This is a genomic window from Pristimantibacillus sp. Z349TD_6 (assembly GCF_056173205.1).
Genome location: NZ_CM149662.1, coordinates 5,247,257 through 5,269,054 on the forward strand (window position 1 = coordinate 5,247,257; position 21,798 = coordinate 5,269,054).

Below are 21,798 nucleotides of genomic sequence, written 5' to 3' on the forward strand. Positions count from 1 at the left end.
TAGCACTGAAGCGTCCTGCATCTTCAGCAGCAAATGCCGTTCATTAGGCTCATTTACATTCTAACTCTGTCAAAAAGTTGAAACTATATAATAAAAACCCGATTTTTTATACTTTCACAGGCTTTTATGATAAATTCGATCATTTTATTGATTTTTGCAAACAAAATCGGTGAGGATGGTTTCAAAAATGGCCTTAAAATGACAAAAAAAACACGCCTTAAAAGGCGTGTCGTGTGTTGTAAAACTATATGTTCAATCCACCCAAGCTGGCACCTTTAACAAATAATCGCTCGATGCTCTTCAGAACCGAAGGATCTGGAATTAATGGCGGTGCTTGATGCGGTTTAATACGAGCGTCAATAATCAAATTGTCACAAGCCCAATGCTTGTTCTCATAATGACTATTCACGCCATACATATCGTGTGATGGATTGCTGCGCGTAAAGGTAACCCATAGGAAGTTTTTAATCGTCTCGCTAATGAAATGACTATCATCACCTACTATAATCATAGGGCATGAAGAAAGAGCTCCCTTTTCTTGTATAGCATCACATAACGATTGCATTTCCTGCTTAGCACTGGCATAACTCACAAATGTAGAGCCTTGGATGACTACAACTCCCGGCATGACCATACGCGCATGTTCAAATCCGCTTATTTCTTTGAAAACATCGGGCACTTCTGTACATAAGTCTCTTTTTTTGTCCCCATATGCTGCGATGACTACTTTACTGCCGCTGTTTAATCCCGTACCCGAATAATCGAGTGTATCAATCGTCGTATTTGTATGGAAATGAATGTCTCGGCTAAGGTCGATACGTTCTAGTATATACGTTAAAAAATCCACTTCATCATGTGAATCCAGCGGCCTTTGATCTTCAGCTGTAATAAATAGATATTTGGCCAAACTCAGTTGTCCCGTACCCAAAATCCGATTAGCAATGGTGAGCAGCTCTGCCGGCTGTTTCACTTGCTGATAAGGCGTGTACCGTTCGCTGCCTATTGCAAAAAGCAGAGGATGCACACCCGCTGCATCTACAGCATGCACTTCCTTTACACCAGGAATTTCTTGTCTAATCGCATCACCTGTCAGCTCATGAATGAGCTCTCCAAACGCAGTATCCTCCTGCGGCGGGCGGCCAACAACGGTAAATGGCCAAATCGCTCCCGGCTTCGCGTACACTTTATGAACTTTCATGACAGGGAAAGGATGAGTAAGACTGTAATACCCCAAATGATCACCAAATGGTCCCTCGGGTTTCGTCTCGCCTTGATGAATTTCTCCAGTTATAACAAAATCAGCATCGTTGCTAATACAGAACCCATCCAAATAACTGTAGCGAAAACGGTGCCCTGACAGCATTCCGGCAACAGTCATCTCTGTCAGCCCTTCCGGCAGCGGCATAACAGCTGCCAGCGTATGTGCTGGTGGGCCGCCTACAAAACAGCTCACTTTTAAAGGGATACCCTTTTTATTCGTTTTATCTTGATGCACGCCGATGCCGCGATGAATCTGATAATGTACGCCAATTTCTTTGTTCATTTCATAATCATTGCCGCTCAGCTGTACACGATACATACCCAAATTGGAGTTCATTATCCCTGGCTTGTCCGGATCTTCCGTGTAGACTTGAGGCAGGGTTACAAATGCACCGCCATCCATTGGCCAGCTTTGAATAAGCGGCAAATCCGAAATTTGTATTTCCTGCGCGGTTACTGGCAGACTGCCCGACTTCTTAACCGGAAGAGCTTTCCAAGCGGCTAAACCGGTTCTGACATGCTTAAACGGATTTTTTAATGCCTTCATGGGATCATTGCGCAGCTCCATCACACTTTGCACCGATTCCCAAGTGTTGCGGAATATGAATTTGCTGCGCTCTACCGTTCCGAACAAATTAGAAACTGCCCGGAATTTAGAGCCTTTTACATTTTCGAATAGCAGCGCTGGACCGCCAGCCTCATAAACTTTCATATGGATAGCAGCCATCTCAAGATACGGGTCAACTTCTTCTTTTATACGAACCAAATGTCCGTTTTTCTCTAAATCAATGACACATTCTTCTAAATTGCGATACATTTGAAATTCTCCAATCTCAGCCTGGTAGGGTGATCAAAACTCACGCTCTTTTTATTAAAATTAATTCATATTGTTGCCTATTGTCAAACGCGATCAAAAACCAAATGTTACATACGGCCACGCTTTCGCAAATAACAAAAATACGCCATAAATGGCGTATTTTTATCATCTTATTAACGAAGTTTATAGTATTGATTATATACTTACTCTACTACAAAAGTATAGGCAGGCATCCTTTAACAGGCGCCTCTCTTGCCTTACAATTCGCTTTTTGCAGTATACAATACAGGCCATGCTTCGCCCTCGTATATTTCTCCCTCTCTGCCGTTCATCATCTGTGCATTAAAATGATTATTGCCTTTAGCGTCGTATTTATATTTGGTTTCACCCGTCATGAGATGAACCGCCATTGAGCGGCGTGCTTGATCACTCGTATTAGGCCCGCTTCCATGAATGGTCAATGCATGATGAAAGCTTACTTGTCCGGCTTTCATAATAACAGGTACTGTTGAAAACTTTTCGTTTTCCGGAATGTCCATTGCTTGCTGCTGCTTCTCCAAATTTTGCTCGAAGAAATCATTTACATTCAACAAGCCCCACTTGTGGCTGCGCGGCACCATCTGCATACAGCCATTCGATAGATCCACATCCGTAAATGCAACCCAAGCCGTAATGAGCGTCGGCCCCGCGCAGCATTGCCAGTAAGCGTAATCTTGGTGCCAGCCTACATTTGCTGTTTCCTTACCTGTACCTCTTCCTGGTTTATACAGCAGCTGATCATGAAACAACCTTATCGTTTCCGTCTCCATCAGAGCAGCGGCAATTCCTCCGATCGTAGCGTTTACTGCTACGTTACGCAAAGTCAGATCTGACCAATGCGAATTATCTGTTTTCCTCAGAGCCCGCGGATTATCCTGTCCCTCCAGCCAATTGCATACCGGCGCTTTTCCAGTCTCGTATTCGCCGCGATATAGACGATCCTGATGTGCAACGATTTCCGCTAGCTCATCCTCAGAGAAAATAATAGGCGAAATCCAGTAACCATTTTCAGCAAAAAATGTGACATCTTCTTGTGCAGGGAGACAATCTTTACGCAGTTGACCATTCATAGACATATTATGCACCTCATGCATTCATATTTTAAACATATGATCATTATAAACCGGTTAAAATACGTTGTATTTTGCAATTCCATGCATAGATTTAAAGTTTTTGATCATCATTGCTTGTTGTGATTTTGTGCTGAAAAGGTATAATCGGAGGTAATTGTTTTGAAAAGGAGAAGAGGTCATCGCATGAAGGAAATTAAATCATTAAAGAATGAGGTACCCAAACAACATCTTGTTATTGAGAACGAAAGTGAGTTTCGTATTGAATTGCCCTTCGATTCTGATGCGAGCCATATTTATTATCTCGGTGTGAACCATTATGAAAACTGGAGCACATCGATTCATTATCATGATCATTTCGAATTGTGCTACGTGGATGAAGGGTACAGCCAGTACAAAATCGATAAAACGGTTTATGAAATTGAGAAAGGCCAGCTCCTGCTTACTAAGCCTGAAGAAATTCATTTTGGATTAGCAGGAAAACATAAGCCTTTCAAGCTCTATTACATCGGGTTTAGGCTGGAGCGGCTACATTCCTTGTTTCCTGAATTTTACCGGATTGGACTTCAACGAATCGCTCATGATCAAGATAGCCGAGTAAAAGCACTATTCGAGCATATGATTACCGAAATTAAAAATAAAGCTTATTTAAGCTTGCCTATGGTGGAAGGGTTGTTTCAACAGCTGCTTGTGACGACGCTGCGAAATTTTCTTGATCCAGCATTAGCAGCAGAGGCCCCTCCGAGGCCGCTTAACGACGCGATTACTGAAGTAATGAATCAGCTGCATCGTGAGGTTCGTTATAACTATGATCCCGAGCAGCTAGCGAAATCTATCCATATTAGCCGCTCCCATCTCGCAAGGGAATTCAAAAATGCCGTTGGCATTCCCCTTGGTGAATATATTCGTCACTTATGCTTGGATAAAGCGAAGTCTGAGCTTCGAAGCACGTCGAAAGCGATCTCGCAAATCGCAGAAGAGCTGCAATTCTCATCCATTCATACGTTTAGCATATTTTTCAAACGTTTTACTGGGCAAACGCCAACTCTCTATCGTCAATCTACAAAATCTAATCTATAAATAAATGCAGGACTTTTAATCTCATGTCCAGCCCAAAGAAGCCTTCCCGTCGGCATGACAGGAAAGCTCCATCTGGATAAATAAAAGGGACAGCATACAAGTTTATTTCATCCTTACACTATAAAACCTCATTGCACGAGGCACTCCCTTGATTTCTAATTTGCCTGCGTAAATAAGCTCGCGCAATCTAAATTCAAAATATTGATCCCCTACATATTGTTCACAGTAGCCGAGTGCCTGTCCGACTACTCTGGCAGCTTTAATAAATTCGCCTTTAGGCTTTTCACTCAGCAGCTGCTCTACCGTCTCTAATAAATAGGCATCAAAATAATGTTCGTCAACGCCAACCAGTTTGTTGTCGTGCCAAATGCGCAGCACCTCTTGCTGCTCGGCAAGCGTTAACCATTCACGCTCCAGCTGCTCTCTTGTTTCACGGGATAACGGACCATTTTCCTCCGACTCGCCAAATACAGCCTGCAGCTTTTCTATCGGAACTTCTCCTAAATGAATATAATCGATAAATCTATCCGGTGTATTAAACCTTCTGCTGCAAGCATCCTCCGCATTAAAAACAAAAACCTTATTCAAGCAATTTCTGAGCAAATAAATGGTATAGCGCAAACCAGCATAATCATGAGCATTGTTACCAACCCAAAGTACAATGGAGGCTTCTGCTGGAATTTGGGCAATTATACTTTTAGGATAAACTTCCTCTTCTACATCATCTTCTGGACTATCGTAGCCATTATTAATATGATCTCTCAGCCATTCGTATCTTTTCTTTCTTCCCTCCTCCTCATGAAGCTGCCAAATCGGTCCTATCGAGTATCTGTCATTAAATGAGACTACTTTGTTTGTATCCGATAATCCCATCTGCTTTACTGCATATCTCAAACTACCAGCAGCTGAGTCCCCAAATAAAATATGAATCTTAGCGGATTCTGCACTCCATTCTCCAGTCTTCTCATTGTTTTGAGCAAGGAGCAAATCATCGTAAAATCCCTTCAAGTTATGGAAGATATTCTCTTCCAATTGTTTATTTCCGTTAGCTAAATCAATTTGAAACATAACCAGCTTAAGAGCCGTCCTTACATCCTCCGATGACAGCTCATCGATCGCTTTACGTATTTCCATCACTTTTTTCAAAATGTTCAACTCCTGTTCTTCACTTTTTACTAATCAATAAAGCAATCTTCATTCCTTTATTTTGGTGATACACATGGATAAGAATAAGCCAGAAGATCAAAGCCCCTTTTCTTCAAAATAGGAAGACTCATCGGACTAGCATCTACCGTCAGCAAGCGAAATCCATTTTCCCAAGCTGCCTGTGCTCGTACAGCAAGTAAAGAAGTATACATCCCTTTGTTTCGATAAGCCGACAAGGTTGACCCGCCCCATAAGCTTCCAAAGGAAGTTCCATTATGCAAATACATCCAAGCTGCACTGACTGCTTTTCCATCTTCATAAGCTGCATAGATAAACAGGCTATCCGGATCATTTTTCAGATTTCGTATTAATTCCTCTCCAAGCTCGCGATGTGATTCTCCCCAAATTTCTTCTTCCAGTAAGACGATGTCATTGATTCCTGCTTCATCGGCGATTCGAATGATAGAGGATGGAATTTCACAGGATAACATAAAATCACCTTCTGTTAGCTGCATAACCATCAATCCCTCGGGATCTCCAATCGTAAATCCATGCTCACTAAGCTTATCCTTTAAATTGGCAGGCTGATCGTAGTCATATAGCTTCCACTCAAACCGCTGATCCAATTGCTTAAAGTAAGATAGCTGCTCATTAATCGCATGTTGAACCGTTTCATTTGTTAATGCTGAGTAGGTTACATAACCTTCACCGCCTGTAAGGGAAACCTGCCTTATCAGTCCACCTTCTTCTTCACGGCGAAAGCCAGCAATGGTCTGATCTATCCGTTGTTCCTTATTAAACAATGCTATAAGCTGTTCTTTATTCATCGAATGCCTCCGTCGTCCATTTGTCTTACCGTCTTACTTAGGTACGTGACTGCCGGCTAAAAAGATTCATGTCCGTCTTGATCAGTATGCCATAATGAAAGACCAATCAGCAAAACAAAACGAGCCTATAGTATGATTACTATGGCTCGTTTTGTTAGTTTTTGACTGAAAGTCTAACACCCTGTATAAAAAAGCTGCTTCTTATATTTATTGTGATTCACGATTTGGTAGATGAATAATCGCACTTCATTGAAGTCGTGTCTCTTGTATGCAAAGCGGCTATATTAATTAATGGTATCGATTTCATTTTGTAAAAAAGAGATATTCATAATCTGAAATTATGATTGCACTCTTTTGTAATTAGAAGAAGCACGAATGCACAGCTGAGAATCAACAACGACAATACGCTCATCATCGTCCGCCATCTCGCCTTTAATTTTTTTGATCAGCATTTCCGCAGCAGCATAGCCCATCTCAATCTTCAATTGATTAACCGTGCTCAGCTGAGGCACCAAATATCTCGAAACTCTTTCATTGTCTACGCCAAAAACAGCTAGATCCTGAGGGATTCTTACATTCGCTTCTCTGCACGCGGCATAAATGCCTAATGCCATCTCATCATTGGCAGAGAAAACAGCTGTGAACTTCTGCCCTGCATCCCAAAGGCGCTTTAAAGCTGAGTATCCGCCTCTTTTGTTGAAATCGCCATTTTCCACAAGCTCTGGCCGGAAAGGAATTCCGTGTTTTTCTAATCCTTTGATGTAGCCTTCCAGACGATCCAAGCTATCGATCGCATCATTATAGCCGCTTATGAATGCTATATCTTTGTGTCCCTGCTCGATGAGATGCTCAACCACATGCATGGCGACCTCTGTCGTATTCGTTTGGACGTTATAAATTCTGGAATCCAGGATACTGCGTCCAATAGACCCTATGACATAACCTCTTTCAAGCAGCTCCATAACCGTCTCTTTCGGCAGTAACGACTCAATCAGGATCATGCCGTCAACCGTTCTGTTCGTTAACATTTGAAGATAACCGAGCTCAATTTCTCTGCTGTTTTGGGTATCGCAGATAATGACTTTAAATTTCTCCAAATGCGCCTTGTTCTGAATTCCTTTTACTAAATTAGAGTAATAGGCAACCATTATATCAGGCACAATTATTCCAATGGTAAACGTTTTTTGCTGGCGTAGATTTTTGGCTGCAGCATTGGGAACGTAGTTCATTTGCTCAATAACCATGAGAACCTTTTCCCTCGTTTTGTTCTTAACGAGCGGGTTATTGTTTAACACGCGCGAGACAGTAGTCGGTGATACCTTTGCCGCTTTAGCTACATCCACGATATTAACATCCATAAGATTCGACCTTTGCTATAAATTTTGGCAGATATAAACAAATAAAGCGCTATCAAGTTGATATTTAATAATATAGCAAATAATGAAATCGATTTCAATAGTTATTTTGAGCAATATTTCCAGTGTTTCCAGATCCGCCATTGCCATAAGAAAGGTGATCCACACCGCATTTTACGGATAGAATCACCTTGAGCTTTTTTTATGGATAACCTTAAATGAATTATTCTTTGCCTAGAAAACGCCAGAAGTTTTGATTCAGCATATCATCCAGATCCCGCTTGATCTCCTCTTCCGTCACCGTCCATCCACTATGATGCAGCTTCTCGTATTTCGCAGCAAGAACATTGCCAATGATTTTTCTAGAATGCTCCCATTTGTAAATCAATTGTTCAAACACACGGCAATCGGAGTGCTGCGGAATCATTGAAGTGCCTAGAAGCTCTATGCGAAAACGTGTCATTTCCTCAACCATCGATTCAATATGCAGAAACCACCAGCAGCCAAATATCATTAGATTCCGGAACTTACGGGCAAGCACCGTTAATTCATGCTGATTTTCCCTGGCCAGCATCGTGATGAGAAACTTCTGCTCGGGGTAACGTCGGCATAAGGCTTCCACTGCCGATACATCAGACAACATGCTCATATCGCCTGCTAATCTGAGTGATGGGTTCACCCGTCTGCGTACGCCAATCATTAACGCAAACGGAATACTTTTTGCTTGGCATACAGGAATCATAACCTCGTCAATCATCTTGCTTCGATGGTCATCGGCTGGATATTCAAAATCACCAGGCATCGACACTGCAAGATAAAGAGCATCCATCCGAGTAATCCATTCCGAGAGAAAACGTCTCGTTTCTGCCTTTGTCCGCTCAGACCATTCCGCTTGTACTTCATAACCAAGATTTTGCAGCTCTTTCACCGCATGATCCCAATCATTAAGAAGCGCATCAACTCGCAGCGCCGCATAGAAACGGGCATCCGTTTTTCCTTTGCCTGACAGCCAAACGGGACGTTCAACAGGATCAAACGGATCGTTCGTCATGACGATCTTCTCAATTCCAGCGATCTGCATGACCGTATCTACCTGCTGTTCTACCGTACGCTTCGCAAGTGCTTGCCGGTAATCGTCCAGATTGCGTGAGGATACATCGAATCCAAGACGTTTAAGAATCGTAATAAATCCGCTTGCAGCTTCGCTTACAGGAGAATGATCAATGAACAGCAGCTTCCATATCCAGTCCGCCTGCTCGCGCTTTGTCATCGACCAGAATAGGCTGTACTCCTCCTCTGACCATCTGAACGACTCTGAAATTAAATAATGATAAGTTAACAGCTCATCGATGCCCCATAAAAGCAGTTCTCCAAATTCAGGAGCATATAGATGCGTATGCATATCCGTAACAGGCGTGCTCATAGCTAAACGATCAACCGTCGCTTTAATATCTGCTAGGCTTGCAATGGTTTGAGTGCTCATTTTCTTTTCCCCTCTCTTATTGGCTTCAACCGTTTCCCCAAAGCTTTATGCGCCTTATATGTTCAAATGCAGTCGTTGTTGTCCGTTCCTTTAGCTGTAAACGCGGTCATATCGTCATCGCACCAAATCCGCCATCCACGCGGAGGAATGAGCCGGTAACAAATGAAGACGCTTTGGATGAAGCCAAATAAACAACCGCGCCCTTCAGCTCATCCGGGTTTCCGAAACGATTCATTGGCGTATGCTGCATAATCGACTCTACTCTTTCGGGTGAAAGTATTTTTTTGTTCTGCTCCGCCGGGAAAAAACCTGGAATAATAGCGTTAACTCTTACGCGGTCTGGCGCAAATTCGCGTGCTAAAAATTGCGTGATGCTGTTAACTCCTGCCTTCGATGCTGAGTAAGTAAACACGCGAGAGAGCGGTGGTGATGAGGAAACAGAAGAGATATTGATAATGGAGCCGCCGCTGCCCTGTTCAATCATTTGTTTACCGAACACTTGGCAAGCCAGCACGACACTCTTTAAATTGATATCCATAATTCGATCCCATTCATCCATCTCCAAATCAAAAAAAGGTGTGGGGCTGTTTGTTCCTGAAGCATTTACAAGGGTATCTATACGTCCTCCCCATTGAAGAATATCGTTAAGCACCGCTTCTAGTTCATCTTTTTTTGTTGCATCTGCTTGCAAAGAGATCGCCGTTCCGCCGCTGCTATTTATTTGATTGCATACTAATTTTGCTTTCTCCATATCGCGGCCAACGATGGCTACTTTTGATCCTGCTTCAGCCAGTGCAGAAGCCATGGCACTGCCAAGGACACCATTTCCACCGATTACAACGGATACGGTATCGGTTAAATTAAACATGAGAAAACCACCTTATAATCAAAATAACAACGTTGTTATTTTTCATAATATCGCAATAAACCCATACTGTCTACACCAATTATACCGCTTTCATTTGCATAATAATTGGACTATGATAGGATGTATGACTTATGATAATAGTCGTTAAAGTTCCTTTCGGAGGGAAGCTATGGTAACCATCAAAGATATCGCAGAGCGTGCAGGCGTCAGCTTTTCTACAGTATCCAAGGCACTTAGAGACAGCCCACTCGTACAAAATAAAACGAAACAGCATATCCTTTCCATCGCCAAAGACATGGGTTATCAACCCAATATTGCTGCTCGAAGCCTCGTCTCGAGAAAAAGCGGAGCGATTGGCATCGTATGGCCATCAATAGAACGCGCAGCCCTATCATCCCTTCTTACACGGCTTAATGAGGAGCTCGAGAAATACGGCTATATCACGTTGCTGTCTATTAGCAACATCGAATCCGCGATCGAAACTTTTCGCCGCTATCAAGTGGATGCCATACTCGCCTTTGGAGACAGGGAAAATAAACCTAATCCAATCGACTCCAGCGCCATGCAAATCCCAATTCTCACCTATGGTGCCGCTGACTATACGCCCTATTCCGCAGTTGATGTTAACCGTGGTCAAGCCATTCGGCTAGCGGTTCGTCACTTGGCAAATTTAGGACATAAAGAAATAGCATACATCGGGGAACCGAAGTCGCATGACCCGCTGCAAGCTGTAAAAATCGAAGCCTTTCAAGAAGAGATTAGACATCATGGGTTGCTCTTAACGGATGATTCCATTCTCCAAATGAACGGTTTAGAATTTCACGATGGTTATATTGCTGCACGAATGATGATGGATCGTCCTCTTCGACCAACAGCTGTCATAAGCGGCGGAATCGATCTCACTCGCGGCATCCTTCGCGCCGTCAGTGAACTCGGCCTCTCCGTCCCTCATGATGTTTCTGTCGTTAGTTACGACAATCTTCCACAGATGGAGAATCTTGAGGTTCCAATGACCGTCGTAGGTGTTGCCCTCTCCTCCATCGCAGCGGCAATAGCCAAAACTATTCTTGAGCTTATCGATGCTCCAAACATGATTAAGACAGTTCACTTGGAACCCGAACTTGTTTTGCGTGCTTCTACTTCTAAACGGTTTTCAAATGCTGAATAGGGCTGTCCCATAAAGTAGATAACACTACTTGAGGATAGCCCTGTTGTTTGAATATGTATAAACTTTTTCCTCATTCCTCGGCTTAGCGAAATACCGGCAAGCTTCTTAACGCTTTTGCCACAATTCTTTTCGTTTCCTTCGCCTTTGAGCGCTCCAACCAGTCATTACAAATAGCTCTTACCCACTCAGGATTAGTTTTGCTAGCGTCATTCATCCAGTTGCCTACTGAATCCTGAACATATTTGGCTTCATCGCTGTTCACAGCTTCTAATAGGGAAAGAGCCATAGCAGGATTTTCTTTCAGCTCAGCAATATGTTTGGCCCATACGCCTCGCGGTCGAATGGATTCAATGGCAAATCTCCTAATATTCGCATCATGATCACGCACCCAATCTTCGAGTAAATGAAGTGCTCCCACTAAATCATTGGAGATGGATTCCCTTAGAGCCATCCAAGCCATCTCGCGAACGCCAAAATGGTGATCTGCCGCAAAAGGACGAATCGATGCAAGCTTCTCTACTAAACTTAAACGTTGATCCACTCCGATAATAAAAGCAGCCCAGCAGCGAACACTGTCTGAAGGGTGAGCAGCTACTATGTCGTAAAGTTTAGACTGCTCTTCTTCTGCTAGTCGAGCGAATAAGCTAAGCCATTCCTTTGCGATAGCAGGTATGATTTTCATAATTTTTTTCTCGTTCAAATGTTTCAGCCTATCCAGAATGGGATCGGATTCTTGATCCAAACCAAGCTCGTTTAGTACATTTTGCAGCAGTACAATTTGATCGACAACGAGCCATTCCGTCAAATTGACCGTCTCCAGTTTCCCCATATGAATCAGATCTATCACTTCATTTGGAATATCGCTCAACTTTCTTGCACCTTTGCGGTATAAAATGGAGTCAGAAATAACCATCGCTTTCTCATTATTCATAACACGGTTCCCTCGCTTATACGACATTTAAAATTGGAAGTACGCCAATCATACTTCTTATTTATAAGCGAAGATGTAATCTAGTTTACAACTCTTTCGACATGCCCTAGCTTTGCAACAACATTTCTTTATGGATGTAGATGGTTTTAAAACCTGTCTTAATGCGTTTTTGTTCCGAAAGCTCTTGTAAGGCTACTGTTACCGCTTCTCTTGTCGCTCCAACCAGATTTGCAATTTCTTGATGTGAAAGTGGAAAATCAATTTTGCAATACTCATCCCTATCCATGCTCGTAAGTCCAAATTGATTAGAAAGCTTCATGAGAATATGCAAAATTTTATCATGAAGACCTCCTAGAGCTAAATTTTGTGTTAAACGACTCATCGCACTAATTCGATCACTAAGAACCTGTAATAAATTCATCATGAAGCGAGGCCGCTGCATTAGAAAATTTTCAAACCTATCTTTACTCATCAAACAAATATGGCTTTCTTCAATCGTTTCAATATAGTGATCCCGCGTACCAAATGAAATGATATTCATCTCGCCAAATACATTTCCTACACCCAATATATCCGAAGTAAATTGCTTGCCTTCCTCACTCAGCTTATATAAACGTACCTTTCCCTTTTTCACAAAATAAAGCCCTTCTGAAAAAGATTCCGGTGTTTGAATAAACGTCTTTTTCGGGATAACGGTAATAGAGGTCATTTCATCCATCTCTATCAAGTCTTTTATTGTGAGTGATTGAAGCAAATTGAATTGCGATAAATATTGAATATTATCCATTTCTCCTCCAGTTCGTTAAACGAGATGAAAAAATAAAGATTTTAAGACAGCTTCTTTTTAACAAAATGACCAATATGGTCGATAGCCTGCTGCGCTTCCGGAAGCATGTAGGCGAGAAAATGAAATACACTCCACATCTGAACCCATACTTCCAGCGTAACAGCGACACCTGCTGCTCTTGCTTGATCCGTAAACCGTGTAGAATCACTTAATAGAACTTCATGATCGCCTACTTGGATAAACAAATCGGGCAGTCCGCTCAAATTCATCCTAAGGGGGGATAATAGCGGGATTTCATCCGTTCTACTGCCTAAATACATGTCCAATAGCCTGCGATTTCCCTCCAAGCTCCCTGTAGGATCAAGCTCCGATCGAGTCGTATAGGATTCACCATCCAAATGAACTAGATCCGTATGGGCGGAGATGAGAAAAGCACCTGCTGGAAGCGTCTCTCCTTGATCTCGAAGTGAAAGCAAGGTCATAAGCGCAAGGCTTCCGCCTACCGAATCTCCGCCAAATAAGATATTAGCAGCGGAATAACCGTTTTCAAGCAACCAACGATAGGCAGTGAGGCAATCCTCGTTTGCAGCTGGATACGAATGCTCCGGTGCAAGTCTATATTCAATAACAAGCACTTTCACCCCACTGGATTTCGCTATTCTTGCCGTCAAATCACGATAGAATGCACAAGTGCCTGCTATAAAACCACCGCCATGGAAGTAAAGAATGACCTTATTCACATCTACAGTCAAATTGACAGGAGTAATCCATTCACCATATAGGTTTCCGATTACTACCTCTTGGACGATAATATCCGTATTCATTTGCATTGCAGCTGCGGTATTGTTCATTTTAGCTCGTATTTTCTCCACAGGCATTTCGCTAAAATTGCTCGATTGTTTTAAAAATTGTTTAATCGCTGTAAGCTGTTCGGTACTCGTTTTTTCCATGTAATACTCCTCCTACAGGCTTAATAACGTAAGTTTACAGCCTGTAGCATAGTACAACGTCAAGCTAAGATTCCATATGAAGGATGTGAAGTGTTTGCTGAGTTTCCGTGTGCTTTTCTTCTGCTTGCAGATTTATTTTTAAACTTGCGAGCATTGCTAATGTTTGTTCTTGCCGTTCCATATCTAAACGGATTTTAATCATTTTTTTATCGATCACAGCCAAAAAGTCAGCGAGACTAATTTGACTGCTGCTAGACTTTGTTAATGCTTTTTTGATTTCTTTTAATGTAAATCCACAAGCCTTAGCATTTTTTATAAACGTAAGATGACTTAATACTTCCTCAGAGTACATCCGATAACCTGATTCAGAACGCATCGGCGCCGGAATTAGACCGTGATTCTCGTAGTATCTTAACGTTTCGATATTCACATTCGCCATTTTTGCAATTTGTCCTCGCAAATAACCGGTCATTTCAATCCCCCTCTTATGTTGGTTGAAAGATTATTCTGAAGAGACACACAGGTCGATCATAGGTCTTAACGTTTAATTAGAAAATAGCATTGTAGTTATGCCAAAACGAAAATGCTATAATATACTAATTGTGGAACTAAAAAGTAAAAACCGAACAAATTTCAAAGTCGATAAAGGATCAGCCATGAACAAAAAATCTCGTAAACAAAAATTAAAAATCATAATGAAAATCGTAGTGTCCGTTGTTTTCCTTTTATTAATAGGAGGGATTTGGCAATACAATATGATGAATAAAGAATCGCATATGTTTTTGCCGCCAGGAAATCGATATACGATAAACTCGCATGACATGCACGTATACAGTGTTGGTACTGCTGGTAGCCGAACCATTGTTTTTGTTGCTGGGTCTGGAACACCTAATGCTTTTACCGATTTTTACTACTTACAAAACGAACTGCAACAATATGCGAGAACCATAAGTTTTGACCATGCTGGTTTTGGTTGGAGCGAGCAAACACATATCCCTAGATCGATTGATACATTAGTTGATGAACTGCATGAACTGCTTAATAAATCAAAAGAAACCGCGCCCTACGTTTTAATTGGACACTCGCTCGCATCCTTAGAGGTGCTTCGTTTTGCACAACGATACCCTGATGAAGTAGAGCACATCATTTTATTAGATGGCGGCAGCCCTGAATATTATGCAAATGCCGGGGAGCTGCAGCCTTATTTGATAAATCGCTTTATGGCAGGCTTGCGTGTAACTGGGATAGCTAGAGCTTTAGGAAATATAGGCGTTTTACTTCCATTTACCGCTGAGAACATACGTAATCAACGGCTCCCAATCGAATGGAAAGCCATTGACTTAGCCATGTATTATAATCATATTGGAGAGTCCAATAATTTGAGTCTCATAAAAAATATAAATGAGAATGCTCGTGCTGTATTAGATGGCGGTTACTTAAAAGACACCCCGCTGCTTATTTTATCTTCAGATAGCGGAGGCGAATGGGCGAAAGTGCAGCGACAGCTTTTACAATGGTCCAGCCTTAGTAAGCAAGAAACCATTTCTGATTCTGAGCATTACATTCATTGGTCCAATAGAGAAGAAGTATTGCAAAAAATAGTGAACACAATTAATAATAATTAAAGCTATTTTTAATACTATGGCATTCCTACTAGAAACCATCTTCAACTATTTCTCGGGAAATGAATCATCCAAAGCTTCCTTATATTTATTCTCTTTGTAGCCAATAACCTCAGACATGACATCACTTATACTTTTGCCTTGTTCTCTCATCTCGTCGATATAAAAGTCCGCTTTAATTCTGCCCTTATGAACAATAATGGCACGGTCGATGACATGCTCAATTTCTTCTATTAAATGTGTCGTAAGCAGGATCGTCTCATCGCCTTTTAAATTGGAAACCATCAGCTTTAAAAAATCCTTTCTAGTGAACATATCTTTGCCCTGAAAAGGTTCGTCCATCAGCATATATTTTGCTTCCTTAGCAAACCCCGCACAAATTTCAAGCTTCAGCTTTTGCCCTTTGGAGAATGTTTTGATTTTTTGCTGCGGTTCAAGCTCATAGAAGCTGATCAGCTTGTCAAAATGTTTTCTATTGAATCTAGGGAAAAAGCCAGCCAAAAACTCTGCATACTGAACGGGTGTCAGATCAGGAAGGAAGCTGCCTTCCTCCGTAATCAATGCAATGTTGTCATATTGCTCCGTTACTGGTCTGCCTTCTACTGTTATGGTACCATTCTGAATTTCTCCAATTCCCATAATTGCCTTCAGCAATGTTGTTTTCCCGCTGCCGTTACCGCCAAGAATACCAACGATTTCACCTTTGTTTATCGTTAAGCTATCCACGTATAAGTACTCACTGCTTCCAGAATAGCGCTTTTCCACATATTTCAGCTCGATCATCCGTGCCCCTCCTGCCTGCAAACCTTTTATTCAATCTTGAGGTTATCGTAATACCTATACTCTGATTGGCTGTATCCAAACCCGCCTGGCAGCGGCGATAGATTCATCGCTCTAATATTATCGTCATTCAGATCAGTCATAAGCTCGCCTTTGTAGAGCAATGTAGAGGCTTGATACACATAAATTATAAATCGTTTAGGAAGCACAATATCATATTGAAACTGACTTCCTTCTTTAGGCTTGCTTCTCATTGTCTTGACGACATATAACTTATCGTTACGATAGCTCATCGCGAGCATACCGCTGAAATTGTCCTCTTCTCCGTCCGCAAAGCTTTCTTTTATCGTTTCGTTTAATTTCATTTCATTCGATAAATGAAAACTAAACATTGTTTTGTTATTATTATTGGCAGCAGCATCCTCTGCGGAAGAGGACCGGCTAAAACTCAGATTTAGCATGTTCTGATCGTGATCGCTAAATGCTTCATAGTTTTCATAATAGGTATCCCCGCTCGGATTATTGAATGAGCTCGCTCGATCCCGTCCTGCCAAGTAAAAATGAGGAACTATTGTCTCACCTAATTGCTTCCCGCTGACGCTGTCATATACACGAATAATAAGCTCGTTATCTTCAACTGCAATTAATGCCAAGCTGCTGCCAACGGCTTCTAATCCAAGAATTTCAATGCTTGAATTCGGATTATCTTTGTTTTTATCCAGGCTGAAGGTTGCCACGGTACGCGGCTCCTGCCCTTTGTCTCCGGTTATGCCTCGATAACCCCAATTATCTGAAAACTTTAACTCATAGATTCCGTTCTCTCCTGTGTAATGCGTTGTCGTTGGCAATGTAAAATATACGTTATCGCCAATTTTGGCAAGTCCATATTCAAGAGCATTCGTATAAGTGACGCTGTTATCCTTCTGATCCGCTCTATTATAATGAACAGGCGGGTTAACCGTTGCCGTACCGGTAGGAATGGGAATCGTGTTCCTTCGATCACGAGCAACAATTTCAAAAAGCGGACCAGTATTTGAAATATCATATTCAATGCCATTCATTAATTTAGCATTTCCCGGAATAAATCGTTTTGGGGTTTGCTGCTGCATCTGCTCAAATAACACGGTACTCGTATTCACTTGGCCTTTCTCAATACGGAAGCTAGTCCGATGGCTCCCATCCTTCAGCTCTCCACTTATGACTGTATCCTCAATCGCTTGGCGTGAACCCTGCAAATCTTTTAAATAAAATGTCCCTTGATCCTTCTTCGCGTAGATACTGCCGGACATTATCCCTATGACAGCTACCGCTGCAATTAATGCAACGAGAACTGCATGATTTTTCAGCTTTTTCATAGCGATCCCATCCCTTTCTTAAGCGATAGCTGCTTTTTTTATCAGCTTGATGCTGTGCCATATGAAAAATCCGCTTAAAATAAGCATAATTGAACTGCTAATATACAAATGACTTGGTGCTGCATAAGAGTAGGATTCACTCATTCGATAGCTCAGTACTTTAATTGCCACGATAACCGCGGCTCCAATAGCGACAAAACCCCAGTACCTTTTGCTTCGTTCGCATAAAGCACCATAATATAGAGCTGTTGTGATCATAATTAAAATACTTGCTGTTGATAAGATTCTGCTTAGGTTTAATGGCATGATGATTCGAAAAAAATCAGAACGGATAACCGCTAAAAAAAGTCCATTTGTCATCGAAAAGCGGCCTTCACCATAGCTTGCAAACTTCGCCGATACCACATCGTATCCAAGCTTTATGCTAATTAGCTGCGACCCGAGCAGCATGAGCAAGCAAATGACAAAAACAACGATTTTGCTAAAATAAATCGATTCACGCCTTACAGGCAGTGATAAAAACATGTATATACTTTTACTGCCCCAATAACCTGCATAAATCGTCTTTAAGAAAAATCCGCATGCTGCTGCTATGCATAGAAGGAATATGATGATGCAGCCTGAAGAGGCATAAATATTTTCATAACGCTCGTGAACGGTATATTCACCATAGTCTTTGACAAACATGTGGAGCAGATAAAGTGGAATAACGATTACAGCTGTGCAAAGCAGCAAGATCGCTTTCAGCCAGGTTGAAAATTCATATTGCAGCAGTCGATAAAAGGTTCTCATGATACCACCTCAATTGTATTATAGTAGTAGTACAGATACGCCAAAAAAACTATTCCCAACGCTCGCTAATGAGGGAGATGACTTGTTGGAACGACAAATGAATCTCCTTAGCGGAGCCAATAAACGCTTTCACTAACTCATCTGTCAGCTCAGCTTCAATTTGCTTTAAGATCGCCTCATCTACATAAATGACACTGCCGAGCGTACTGCTCGTGCGAACATAACCTTCATCCTCCATAAGCTTAAAAGCCTTTTGCACTGTATTCGGGTTGATGTTCAGTTGTGCAGCTATTTCTCGCCTAGACGGCAGCTTATCTCCCGATTCAGCCTTCCCCAGCAATATTTGCCTCTTCACATACAATGCGGCCTGCACGTATACGGGCTCTTTGTTGTTAAGCTTTAATTCATAAAAATGTAGCACGTACACATCACCTGCCTTATCTCTTGGTTGTATTATTGCACTAGTACAATTTAATTGTCAATATGTAACAAAAAAAGGAGCATGATTTTGAAATCTGCCCCTCCTCTTCAATGATATGAAATAAACCTTTCTAAACCTTTTAAAAATGAAACCGTTTCTTTATTTCCTCTTTAAATTGCCGATCCGAAAAAATAATCATGCCGATGATCGTGAGCAATGAGTACACAATCGCGGCCACACTAGGCCAGATAACATCCGCTAATTGAAAAATAAATAAAATCGCAGGACATAGACTGATGAAAAACATCGCTAATAAATAACCGATATCATTATGCCATAACGATTTTTTTATAATGGCGAGCAGAGTCATCATAAAAGTCGCTGCCATGCCAAAGAGCGGAATGGCATAGGTGGTTGACCACTTCATAAACCCAACAAAAATATCGATTACGAGTAAAAAAAGCGCTAAAATCGCGTAATGAAACAATATCTTTTTTCCGATATGTGCCTTTGACAATATCGTATCTTTTACGATCACCCATGCATAGATTAACCCGGTCGTCACAATCGCAAACCACAATGTAGGATTAAGCTGCAAGGTTAATAAATTAATCGTAATCGAGAGTACAATAGCCGATATCGTTAAAAATAAAAACAGCTTTGTACGTGTAAATACGGCTGTTTCTTGATGTAATTTTGCATAGGAGGGGTACTCTGACGCACTATTCCCGCGATTCCCAAGAGGCCTCGAGCATAACGGACAATAGTCGTGCTGATCGTCAACACTCACATTGCATCGATTGCATAACCTCATCCCTTCCTCCCCCAATCATTTGAATATACTCTCACGTCAAGCCCAGCCTGATCCGCTAAATAAGAGAAAAAACATTGCAGTATATCGGCTTCTACAATACTTCTTGTAAACGTAATCGTCAGCTTATCATTAACCGTACAGACGCCGCAGCTTACTGGGCTTTTATTCGATGGATAGACTACAGCCTCAATAACGTCGATATAGTCATACATTTGCTGCGGCAAAATGATGTTGCCAACATTGGATAACGTCATCGTTCTTCTGCTTTCTCCTAGTGTGCGAAAACCAAAATCAACAAACCAGCTTTTGAGAAACAAAGGAATAAAAAGAGTAGCTTTGTTGCGTTCGAGCGCTACATTGTTATAAATGATATTTTGCAAATTTTCTTTTCCTGTTTTCTGCTTTAACATTTCATTCACTCGAATAATGAGCTCATCAAATGAAGCGTCCTCGGTTACTTTTATTCCGATATTTACAACGCCAAAAAAATTTCGAAGCGTCCGCGACGGGAAGGCTTTGCGTAAATTGGCTGGAATTGATATGACCACCGGCGCATTCTGCTCACTGAATTTAATCCTCGTTTGATAAATAGAGTAAATGAGCAATGTCGTTAAATACGCTGTTATCGTACAGCCCTTTTGCTTGGCAAGTGCATTCAATGCAGAAGCGCTAACAACGCCGTGCACCACATTGTTTCCGAAGTGCTCAAAGCGTGTACCTTTAACATGATAAGATTTGCTCGTTATCACTCGTTCAACATAACAATCCTTGTAATACCTGCGAAAGCTGTCCTCCATATCAAGCACATCCACTCCAGTATCCGCGAGCAAAATTTTTCCTTCAGGATCGATGTTTTTCCCCAAATATATGAGGTAATAGTATAAAAGTGACTTTAAAAATTCAATGGTTCCATTGCCATCCGTAAGGGAATGAAAAACTTCAATCGATACTCTATTTTGATAATATAAAACCTTAAATAAGTAACCGTTATTCGTATTCGGATCAATATCCCGGCATGGATACTGCTCGTCCTCTTCGATCACAATTTTCTCCGTATTTTCATCCAAGTAATTCCAAAACACACCTTTACGTAGTTTAACGGTAAACATCGGAAAACGATCAAATACGGTATCAGCCGCTTTCTGCAAGGCGTCAGCATCTATTCTATCCTTCAATACGGCTGAAATGCGATAAACAGAAGTGTTTTTTGTATTCGTAACGGATGGAAAAAGCTTTGCAGCATTATCGAGCTTATACCATTTGTTCAATTGGAATTTCTTCCTTTCTAGATTCATGCTGTTTAGCTCTTGTTTGTATAATCAATCGAATTTATTTACAATGAAAATCATAAACTCTTGTGTAACATAAGAGTCAATAGGAGCAGATTGACATGAGGACATACTACTCTATCGGAGAAACTGCCAAACGAAGCAGCACGACCATAGAAACCTTACGGCATTATGACAGAATTGGCTTGTTGAAGCCTGCAAAAGTAGATGTTCTCACGGGTTATCGCTATTATTCAGATGAGGAATTGGTTTATCTGAACGTGATCAACTTTTGCAAACAACGAAGTATGCCTTTGAACGATATTAAAGAGTTGTTCGCAAATGACCATTATGAATATATTATTCCTTGTCTGATAGCGACTGAAGATAAAATAGACCAGGAAATCAAACAACTACAACATACTAAAAAATTGCTTTTAGCTTTAAGAGAACAGTATGAAACGCGCACGACACTAGTACCCGAGCAGCTTTCCGATCATATTTTTTCGTGCAAACAAATTCCGAAAAGAATGATCTTAACGTTTCCTTCTATCCAGCAGCCGAGCATTGAAAATTTCCAGCAGCTGCAAGATCTGCTCCTGCAATATAGCAGTGACGGCGAGGGAGATTCATTTATTTTCGAACATACAGCGTTTATATTGACGACTTTAGAGAAAAAGCAGTCTGAAAACCATTCTGTTCTATTTGCTGTCTGTGAAAAGTGGCCTGCTGAGGCAGACAATATGGCCGTATTGCCAGCCGGAACGTATATTTATGGTTATTGCTCCGAAGATCAAAAAGCATTGGCCATGCAAAATATGATAACCGATGCAAAAACGAAATATGATGCTGAACTAGCATTTATTGTCCAATCCGTTATTTTTACAGGCATTTTTCAATGGGTATATGAGCTTCAAGCGTTATTGGTGCCCTGTTCAGAGTAAAAAGCAAACGGGACTGTCTCT

General features: G+C 41.4%; 21 protein-coding genes. 4 read left to right on the top strand and 17 right to left on the bottom strand.

Features of this window, described 5'->3' with window-relative positions; all coding sequences use genetic code 11:
- Positions 1-244 precede the first annotated feature (244 nt).
- Both AC0VYE_RS23070 and AC0VYE_RS23075 read right to left on the bottom strand, forming a co-directional pair.
- Positions 245-2,077 carry a UbiD family decarboxylase gene (locus AC0VYE_RS23070; RefSeq protein ID WP_475442990.1) on the bottom strand — a complete coding sequence of 611 codons (1,833 nt, stop codon included), beginning with the start codon at positions 2,075-2,077 and terminating at the stop codon, positions 245-247.
- Between the two features lie 257 nt (positions 2,078-2,334).
- Entirely contained in the window at positions 2,335-3,192 is an 858-nt protein-coding gene (locus tag AC0VYE_RS23075; RefSeq protein ID WP_475442991.1) for a phytanoyl-CoA dioxygenase family protein, read from the bottom strand.
- Between the two features lie 180 nt (positions 3,193-3,372).
- Here AC0VYE_RS23075 and AC0VYE_RS23080 point away from each other — a divergent pair, with 180 nt between their 5' ends.
- The gene (locus AC0VYE_RS23080) at positions 3,373-4,266 is read left to right on the top strand and encodes an AraC family transcriptional regulator (protein ID WP_076270918.1); all 894 of its coding nucleotides are present in this window, start codon (positions 3,373-3,375) and stop codon (positions 4,264-4,266) included.
- Positions 4,267-4,368: 102 nt separating this feature from the next.
- Here AC0VYE_RS23080 and AC0VYE_RS23085 read toward each other — a convergent pair whose 3' ends face one another.
- From AC0VYE_RS23085 to AC0VYE_RS23105, 5 genes are all read right to left on the bottom strand, one after another.
- A complete protein-coding gene (locus tag AC0VYE_RS23085; RefSeq protein WP_475449698.1) occupies positions 4,369-5,403 on the bottom strand; it encodes a DUF1835 domain-containing protein in 1,035 nt (344 codons plus the stop codon).
- Between the two features lie 65 nt (positions 5,404-5,468).
- A complete protein-coding gene (locus AC0VYE_RS23090) occupies positions 5,469-6,239 on the bottom strand; it encodes a GNAT family N-acetyltransferase (RefSeq protein ID WP_076270920.1) in 771 nt (256 codons plus the stop codon).
- 338 nt (positions 6,240-6,577) lie between these two features.
- Positions 6,578-7,582: a LacI family DNA-binding transcriptional regulator gene (locus AC0VYE_RS23095; protein WP_475442992.1), complete on the bottom strand. Its 1,005-nt coding sequence runs from the start codon at positions 7,580-7,582 to the stop codon at positions 6,578-6,580.
- Between the two features lie 235 nt (positions 7,583-7,817).
- On the bottom strand, positions 7,818-9,077 hold the full coding sequence (locus AC0VYE_RS23100) for a glucuronate isomerase (RefSeq protein ID WP_475442993.1): 1,260 nt from the start codon (positions 9,075-9,077) through the stop codon (positions 7,818-7,820).
- Positions 9,078-9,183: 106 nt separating this feature from the next.
- Positions 9,184-9,945 (bottom strand): SDR family oxidoreductase, encoded by a 762-nt coding sequence (locus tag AC0VYE_RS23105; RefSeq protein WP_475442994.1) that lies wholly within the window; start codon positions 9,943-9,945, stop codon positions 9,184-9,186.
- A gap of 169 nt (positions 9,946-10,114) precedes the next feature.
- Here AC0VYE_RS23105 and AC0VYE_RS23110 point away from each other — a divergent pair, with 169 nt between their 5' ends.
- The gene (locus AC0VYE_RS23110; protein ID WP_475442995.1) at positions 10,115-11,113 is read left to right on the top strand and encodes a LacI family DNA-binding transcriptional regulator; all 999 of its coding nucleotides are present in this window, start codon (positions 10,115-10,117) and stop codon (positions 11,111-11,113) included.
- Positions 11,114-11,195: 82 nt separating this feature from the next.
- Here AC0VYE_RS23110 and AC0VYE_RS23115 read toward each other — a convergent pair whose 3' ends face one another.
- The 4 genes from AC0VYE_RS23115 to AC0VYE_RS23130 all read right to left on the bottom strand — a co-directional run bounded on the left by AC0VYE_RS23115 (position 11,196) and on the right by AC0VYE_RS23130 (position 14,253).
- Positions 11,196-12,044, bottom strand: coding sequence for a HEAT repeat domain-containing protein (locus AC0VYE_RS23115; protein WP_475442996.1), 849 nt, complete (start codon positions 12,042-12,044; stop codon positions 11,196-11,198).
- Positions 12,045-12,150: 106 nt separating this feature from the next.
- Positions 12,151-12,831 (bottom strand): Crp/Fnr family transcriptional regulator, encoded by a 681-nt coding sequence (locus tag AC0VYE_RS23120; RefSeq protein ID WP_475442997.1) that lies wholly within the window; start codon positions 12,829-12,831, stop codon positions 12,151-12,153.
- 41 nt (positions 12,832-12,872) lie between these two features.
- On the bottom strand, positions 12,873-13,781 hold the full coding sequence (locus AC0VYE_RS23125) for an alpha/beta hydrolase (RefSeq protein WP_475442998.1): 909 nt from the start codon (positions 13,779-13,781) through the stop codon (positions 12,873-12,875).
- A gap of 64 nt (positions 13,782-13,845) precedes the next feature.
- Positions 13,846-14,253, bottom strand: coding sequence for a MerR family transcriptional regulator (locus AC0VYE_RS23130; RefSeq protein ID WP_475442999.1), 408 nt, complete (start codon positions 14,251-14,253; stop codon positions 13,846-13,848).
- Between the two features lie 184 nt (positions 14,254-14,437).
- Here AC0VYE_RS23130 and AC0VYE_RS23135 point away from each other — a divergent pair, with 184 nt between their 5' ends.
- Entirely contained in the window at positions 14,438-15,406 is a 969-nt protein-coding gene (locus tag AC0VYE_RS23135) for an alpha/beta fold hydrolase (protein WP_475443000.1), read from the top strand.
- Positions 15,407-15,451: 45 nt separating this feature from the next.
- On the opposite strand, the gene AC0VYE_RS23140 is transcribed toward AC0VYE_RS23135, so the two are convergent.
- The 6 genes from AC0VYE_RS23140 to AC0VYE_RS23165 form a co-directional block, all read right to left on the bottom strand.
- The gene (locus AC0VYE_RS23140; protein WP_475443001.1) at positions 15,452-16,186 is read right to left on the bottom strand and encodes an ATP-binding cassette domain-containing protein; all 735 of its coding nucleotides are present in this window, start codon (positions 16,184-16,186) and stop codon (positions 15,452-15,454) included.
- Positions 16,187-16,212: 26 nt separating this feature from the next.
- Positions 16,213-17,538 (bottom strand): hypothetical protein, encoded by a 1,326-nt coding sequence (locus tag AC0VYE_RS23145; protein ID WP_475443002.1) that lies wholly within the window; start codon positions 17,536-17,538, stop codon positions 16,213-16,215.
- An 18-nt stretch (positions 17,539-17,556) separates the two neighbouring features.
- Entirely contained in the window at positions 17,557-18,330 is a 774-nt protein-coding gene (locus AC0VYE_RS23150; RefSeq protein ID WP_475443003.1) for a hypothetical protein, read from the bottom strand.
- A 49-nt stretch (positions 18,331-18,379) separates the two neighbouring features.
- Positions 18,380-18,751 carry a GntR family transcriptional regulator gene (locus tag AC0VYE_RS23155; RefSeq protein WP_076270941.1) on the bottom strand — a complete coding sequence of 124 codons (372 nt, stop codon included), beginning with the start codon at positions 18,749-18,751 and terminating at the stop codon, positions 18,380-18,382.
- 139 nt (positions 18,752-18,890) lie between these two features.
- The gene (locus AC0VYE_RS23160; RefSeq protein WP_475443004.1) at positions 18,891-19,565 is read right to left on the bottom strand and encodes a DUF6320 domain-containing protein; all 675 of its coding nucleotides are present in this window, start codon (positions 19,563-19,565) and stop codon (positions 18,891-18,893) included.
- Positions 19,562-20,833 carry an alcohol acetyltransferase gene (locus AC0VYE_RS23165; protein ID WP_475443005.1) on the bottom strand — a complete coding sequence of 424 codons (1,272 nt, stop codon included), beginning with the start codon at positions 20,831-20,833 and terminating at the stop codon, positions 19,562-19,564. Before AC0VYE_RS23165 ends, AC0VYE_RS23160 begins: the two co-directional genes overlap by 4 nt.
- 122 nt (positions 20,834-20,955) lie before the next feature.
- Between AC0VYE_RS23165 and AC0VYE_RS23170 the strand changes: the two genes are divergently transcribed.
- Positions 20,956-21,777: a MerR family transcriptional regulator gene (locus AC0VYE_RS23170; protein ID WP_475443006.1), complete on the top strand. Its 822-nt coding sequence runs from the start codon at positions 20,956-20,958 to the stop codon at positions 21,775-21,777.
- Positions 21,778-21,798 lie beyond the last annotated feature (21 nt).

Coding starts and splice junctions, on each gene's coding strand:
- AC0VYE_RS23145 (WP_475443002.1), bottom strand. CDS start 17,538: ATGAAAAAGCTGAAAAATCATGCAGTTCTCGTTGCATTAATTGCAGCG.
- AC0VYE_RS23105 (WP_475442994.1), bottom strand. CDS start 9,945: ATGTTTAATTTAACCGATACCGTATCCGTTGTAATCGGTGGAAATGGT.
- AC0VYE_RS23130 (WP_475442999.1), bottom strand. CDS start 14,253: ATGACCGGTTATTTGCGAGGACAAATTGCAAAAATGGCGAATGTGAAT.
- AC0VYE_RS23135 (WP_475443000.1), top strand. CDS start 14,438: ATGAACAAAAAATCTCGTAAACAAAAATTAAAAATCATAATGAAAATC.
- AC0VYE_RS23150 (WP_475443003.1), bottom strand. CDS start 18,330: ATGAGAACCTTTTATCGACTGCTGCAATATGAATTTTCAACCTGGCTG.
- AC0VYE_RS23080 (WP_076270918.1), top strand. CDS start 3,373: ATGAAGGAAATTAAATCATTAAAGAATGAGGTACCCAAACAACATCTT.
- AC0VYE_RS23140 (WP_475443001.1), bottom strand. CDS start 16,186: ATGATCGAGCTGAAATATGTGGAAAAGCGCTATTCTGGAAGCAGTGAG.
- AC0VYE_RS23110 (WP_475442995.1), top strand. CDS start 10,115: ATGGTAACCATCAAAGATATCGCAGAGCGTGCAGGCGTCAGCTTTTCT.
- AC0VYE_RS23090 (WP_076270920.1), bottom strand. CDS start 6,239: ATGAATAAAGAACAGCTTATAGCATTGTTTAATAAGGAACAACGGATA.
- AC0VYE_RS23100 (WP_475442993.1), bottom strand. CDS start 9,077: ATGAGCACTCAAACCATTGCAAGCCTAGCAGATATTAAAGCGACGGTT.
- AC0VYE_RS23160 (WP_475443004.1), bottom strand. CDS start 19,565: ATGAGGTTATGCAATCGATGCAATGTGAGTGTTGACGATCAGCACGAC.
- AC0VYE_RS23120 (WP_475442997.1), bottom strand. CDS start 12,831: ATGGATAATATTCAATATTTATCGCAATTCAATTTGCTTCAATCACTC.
- AC0VYE_RS23170 (WP_475443006.1), top strand. CDS start 20,956: ATGAGGACATACTACTCTATCGGAGAAACTGCCAAACGAAGCAGCACG.
- AC0VYE_RS23070 (WP_475442990.1), bottom strand. CDS start 2,077: ATGTATCGCAATTTAGAAGAATGTGTCATTGATTTAGAGAAAAACGGA.
- AC0VYE_RS23125 (WP_475442998.1), bottom strand. CDS start 13,781: ATGGAAAAAACGAGTACCGAACAGCTTACAGCGATTAAACAATTTTTA.
- AC0VYE_RS23115 (WP_475442996.1), bottom strand. CDS start 12,044: ATGAATAATGAGAAAGCGATGGTTATTTCTGACTCCATTTTATACCGC.
- AC0VYE_RS23075 (WP_475442991.1), bottom strand. CDS start 3,192: ATGTCTATGAATGGTCAACTGCGTAAAGATTGTCTCCCTGCACAAGAA.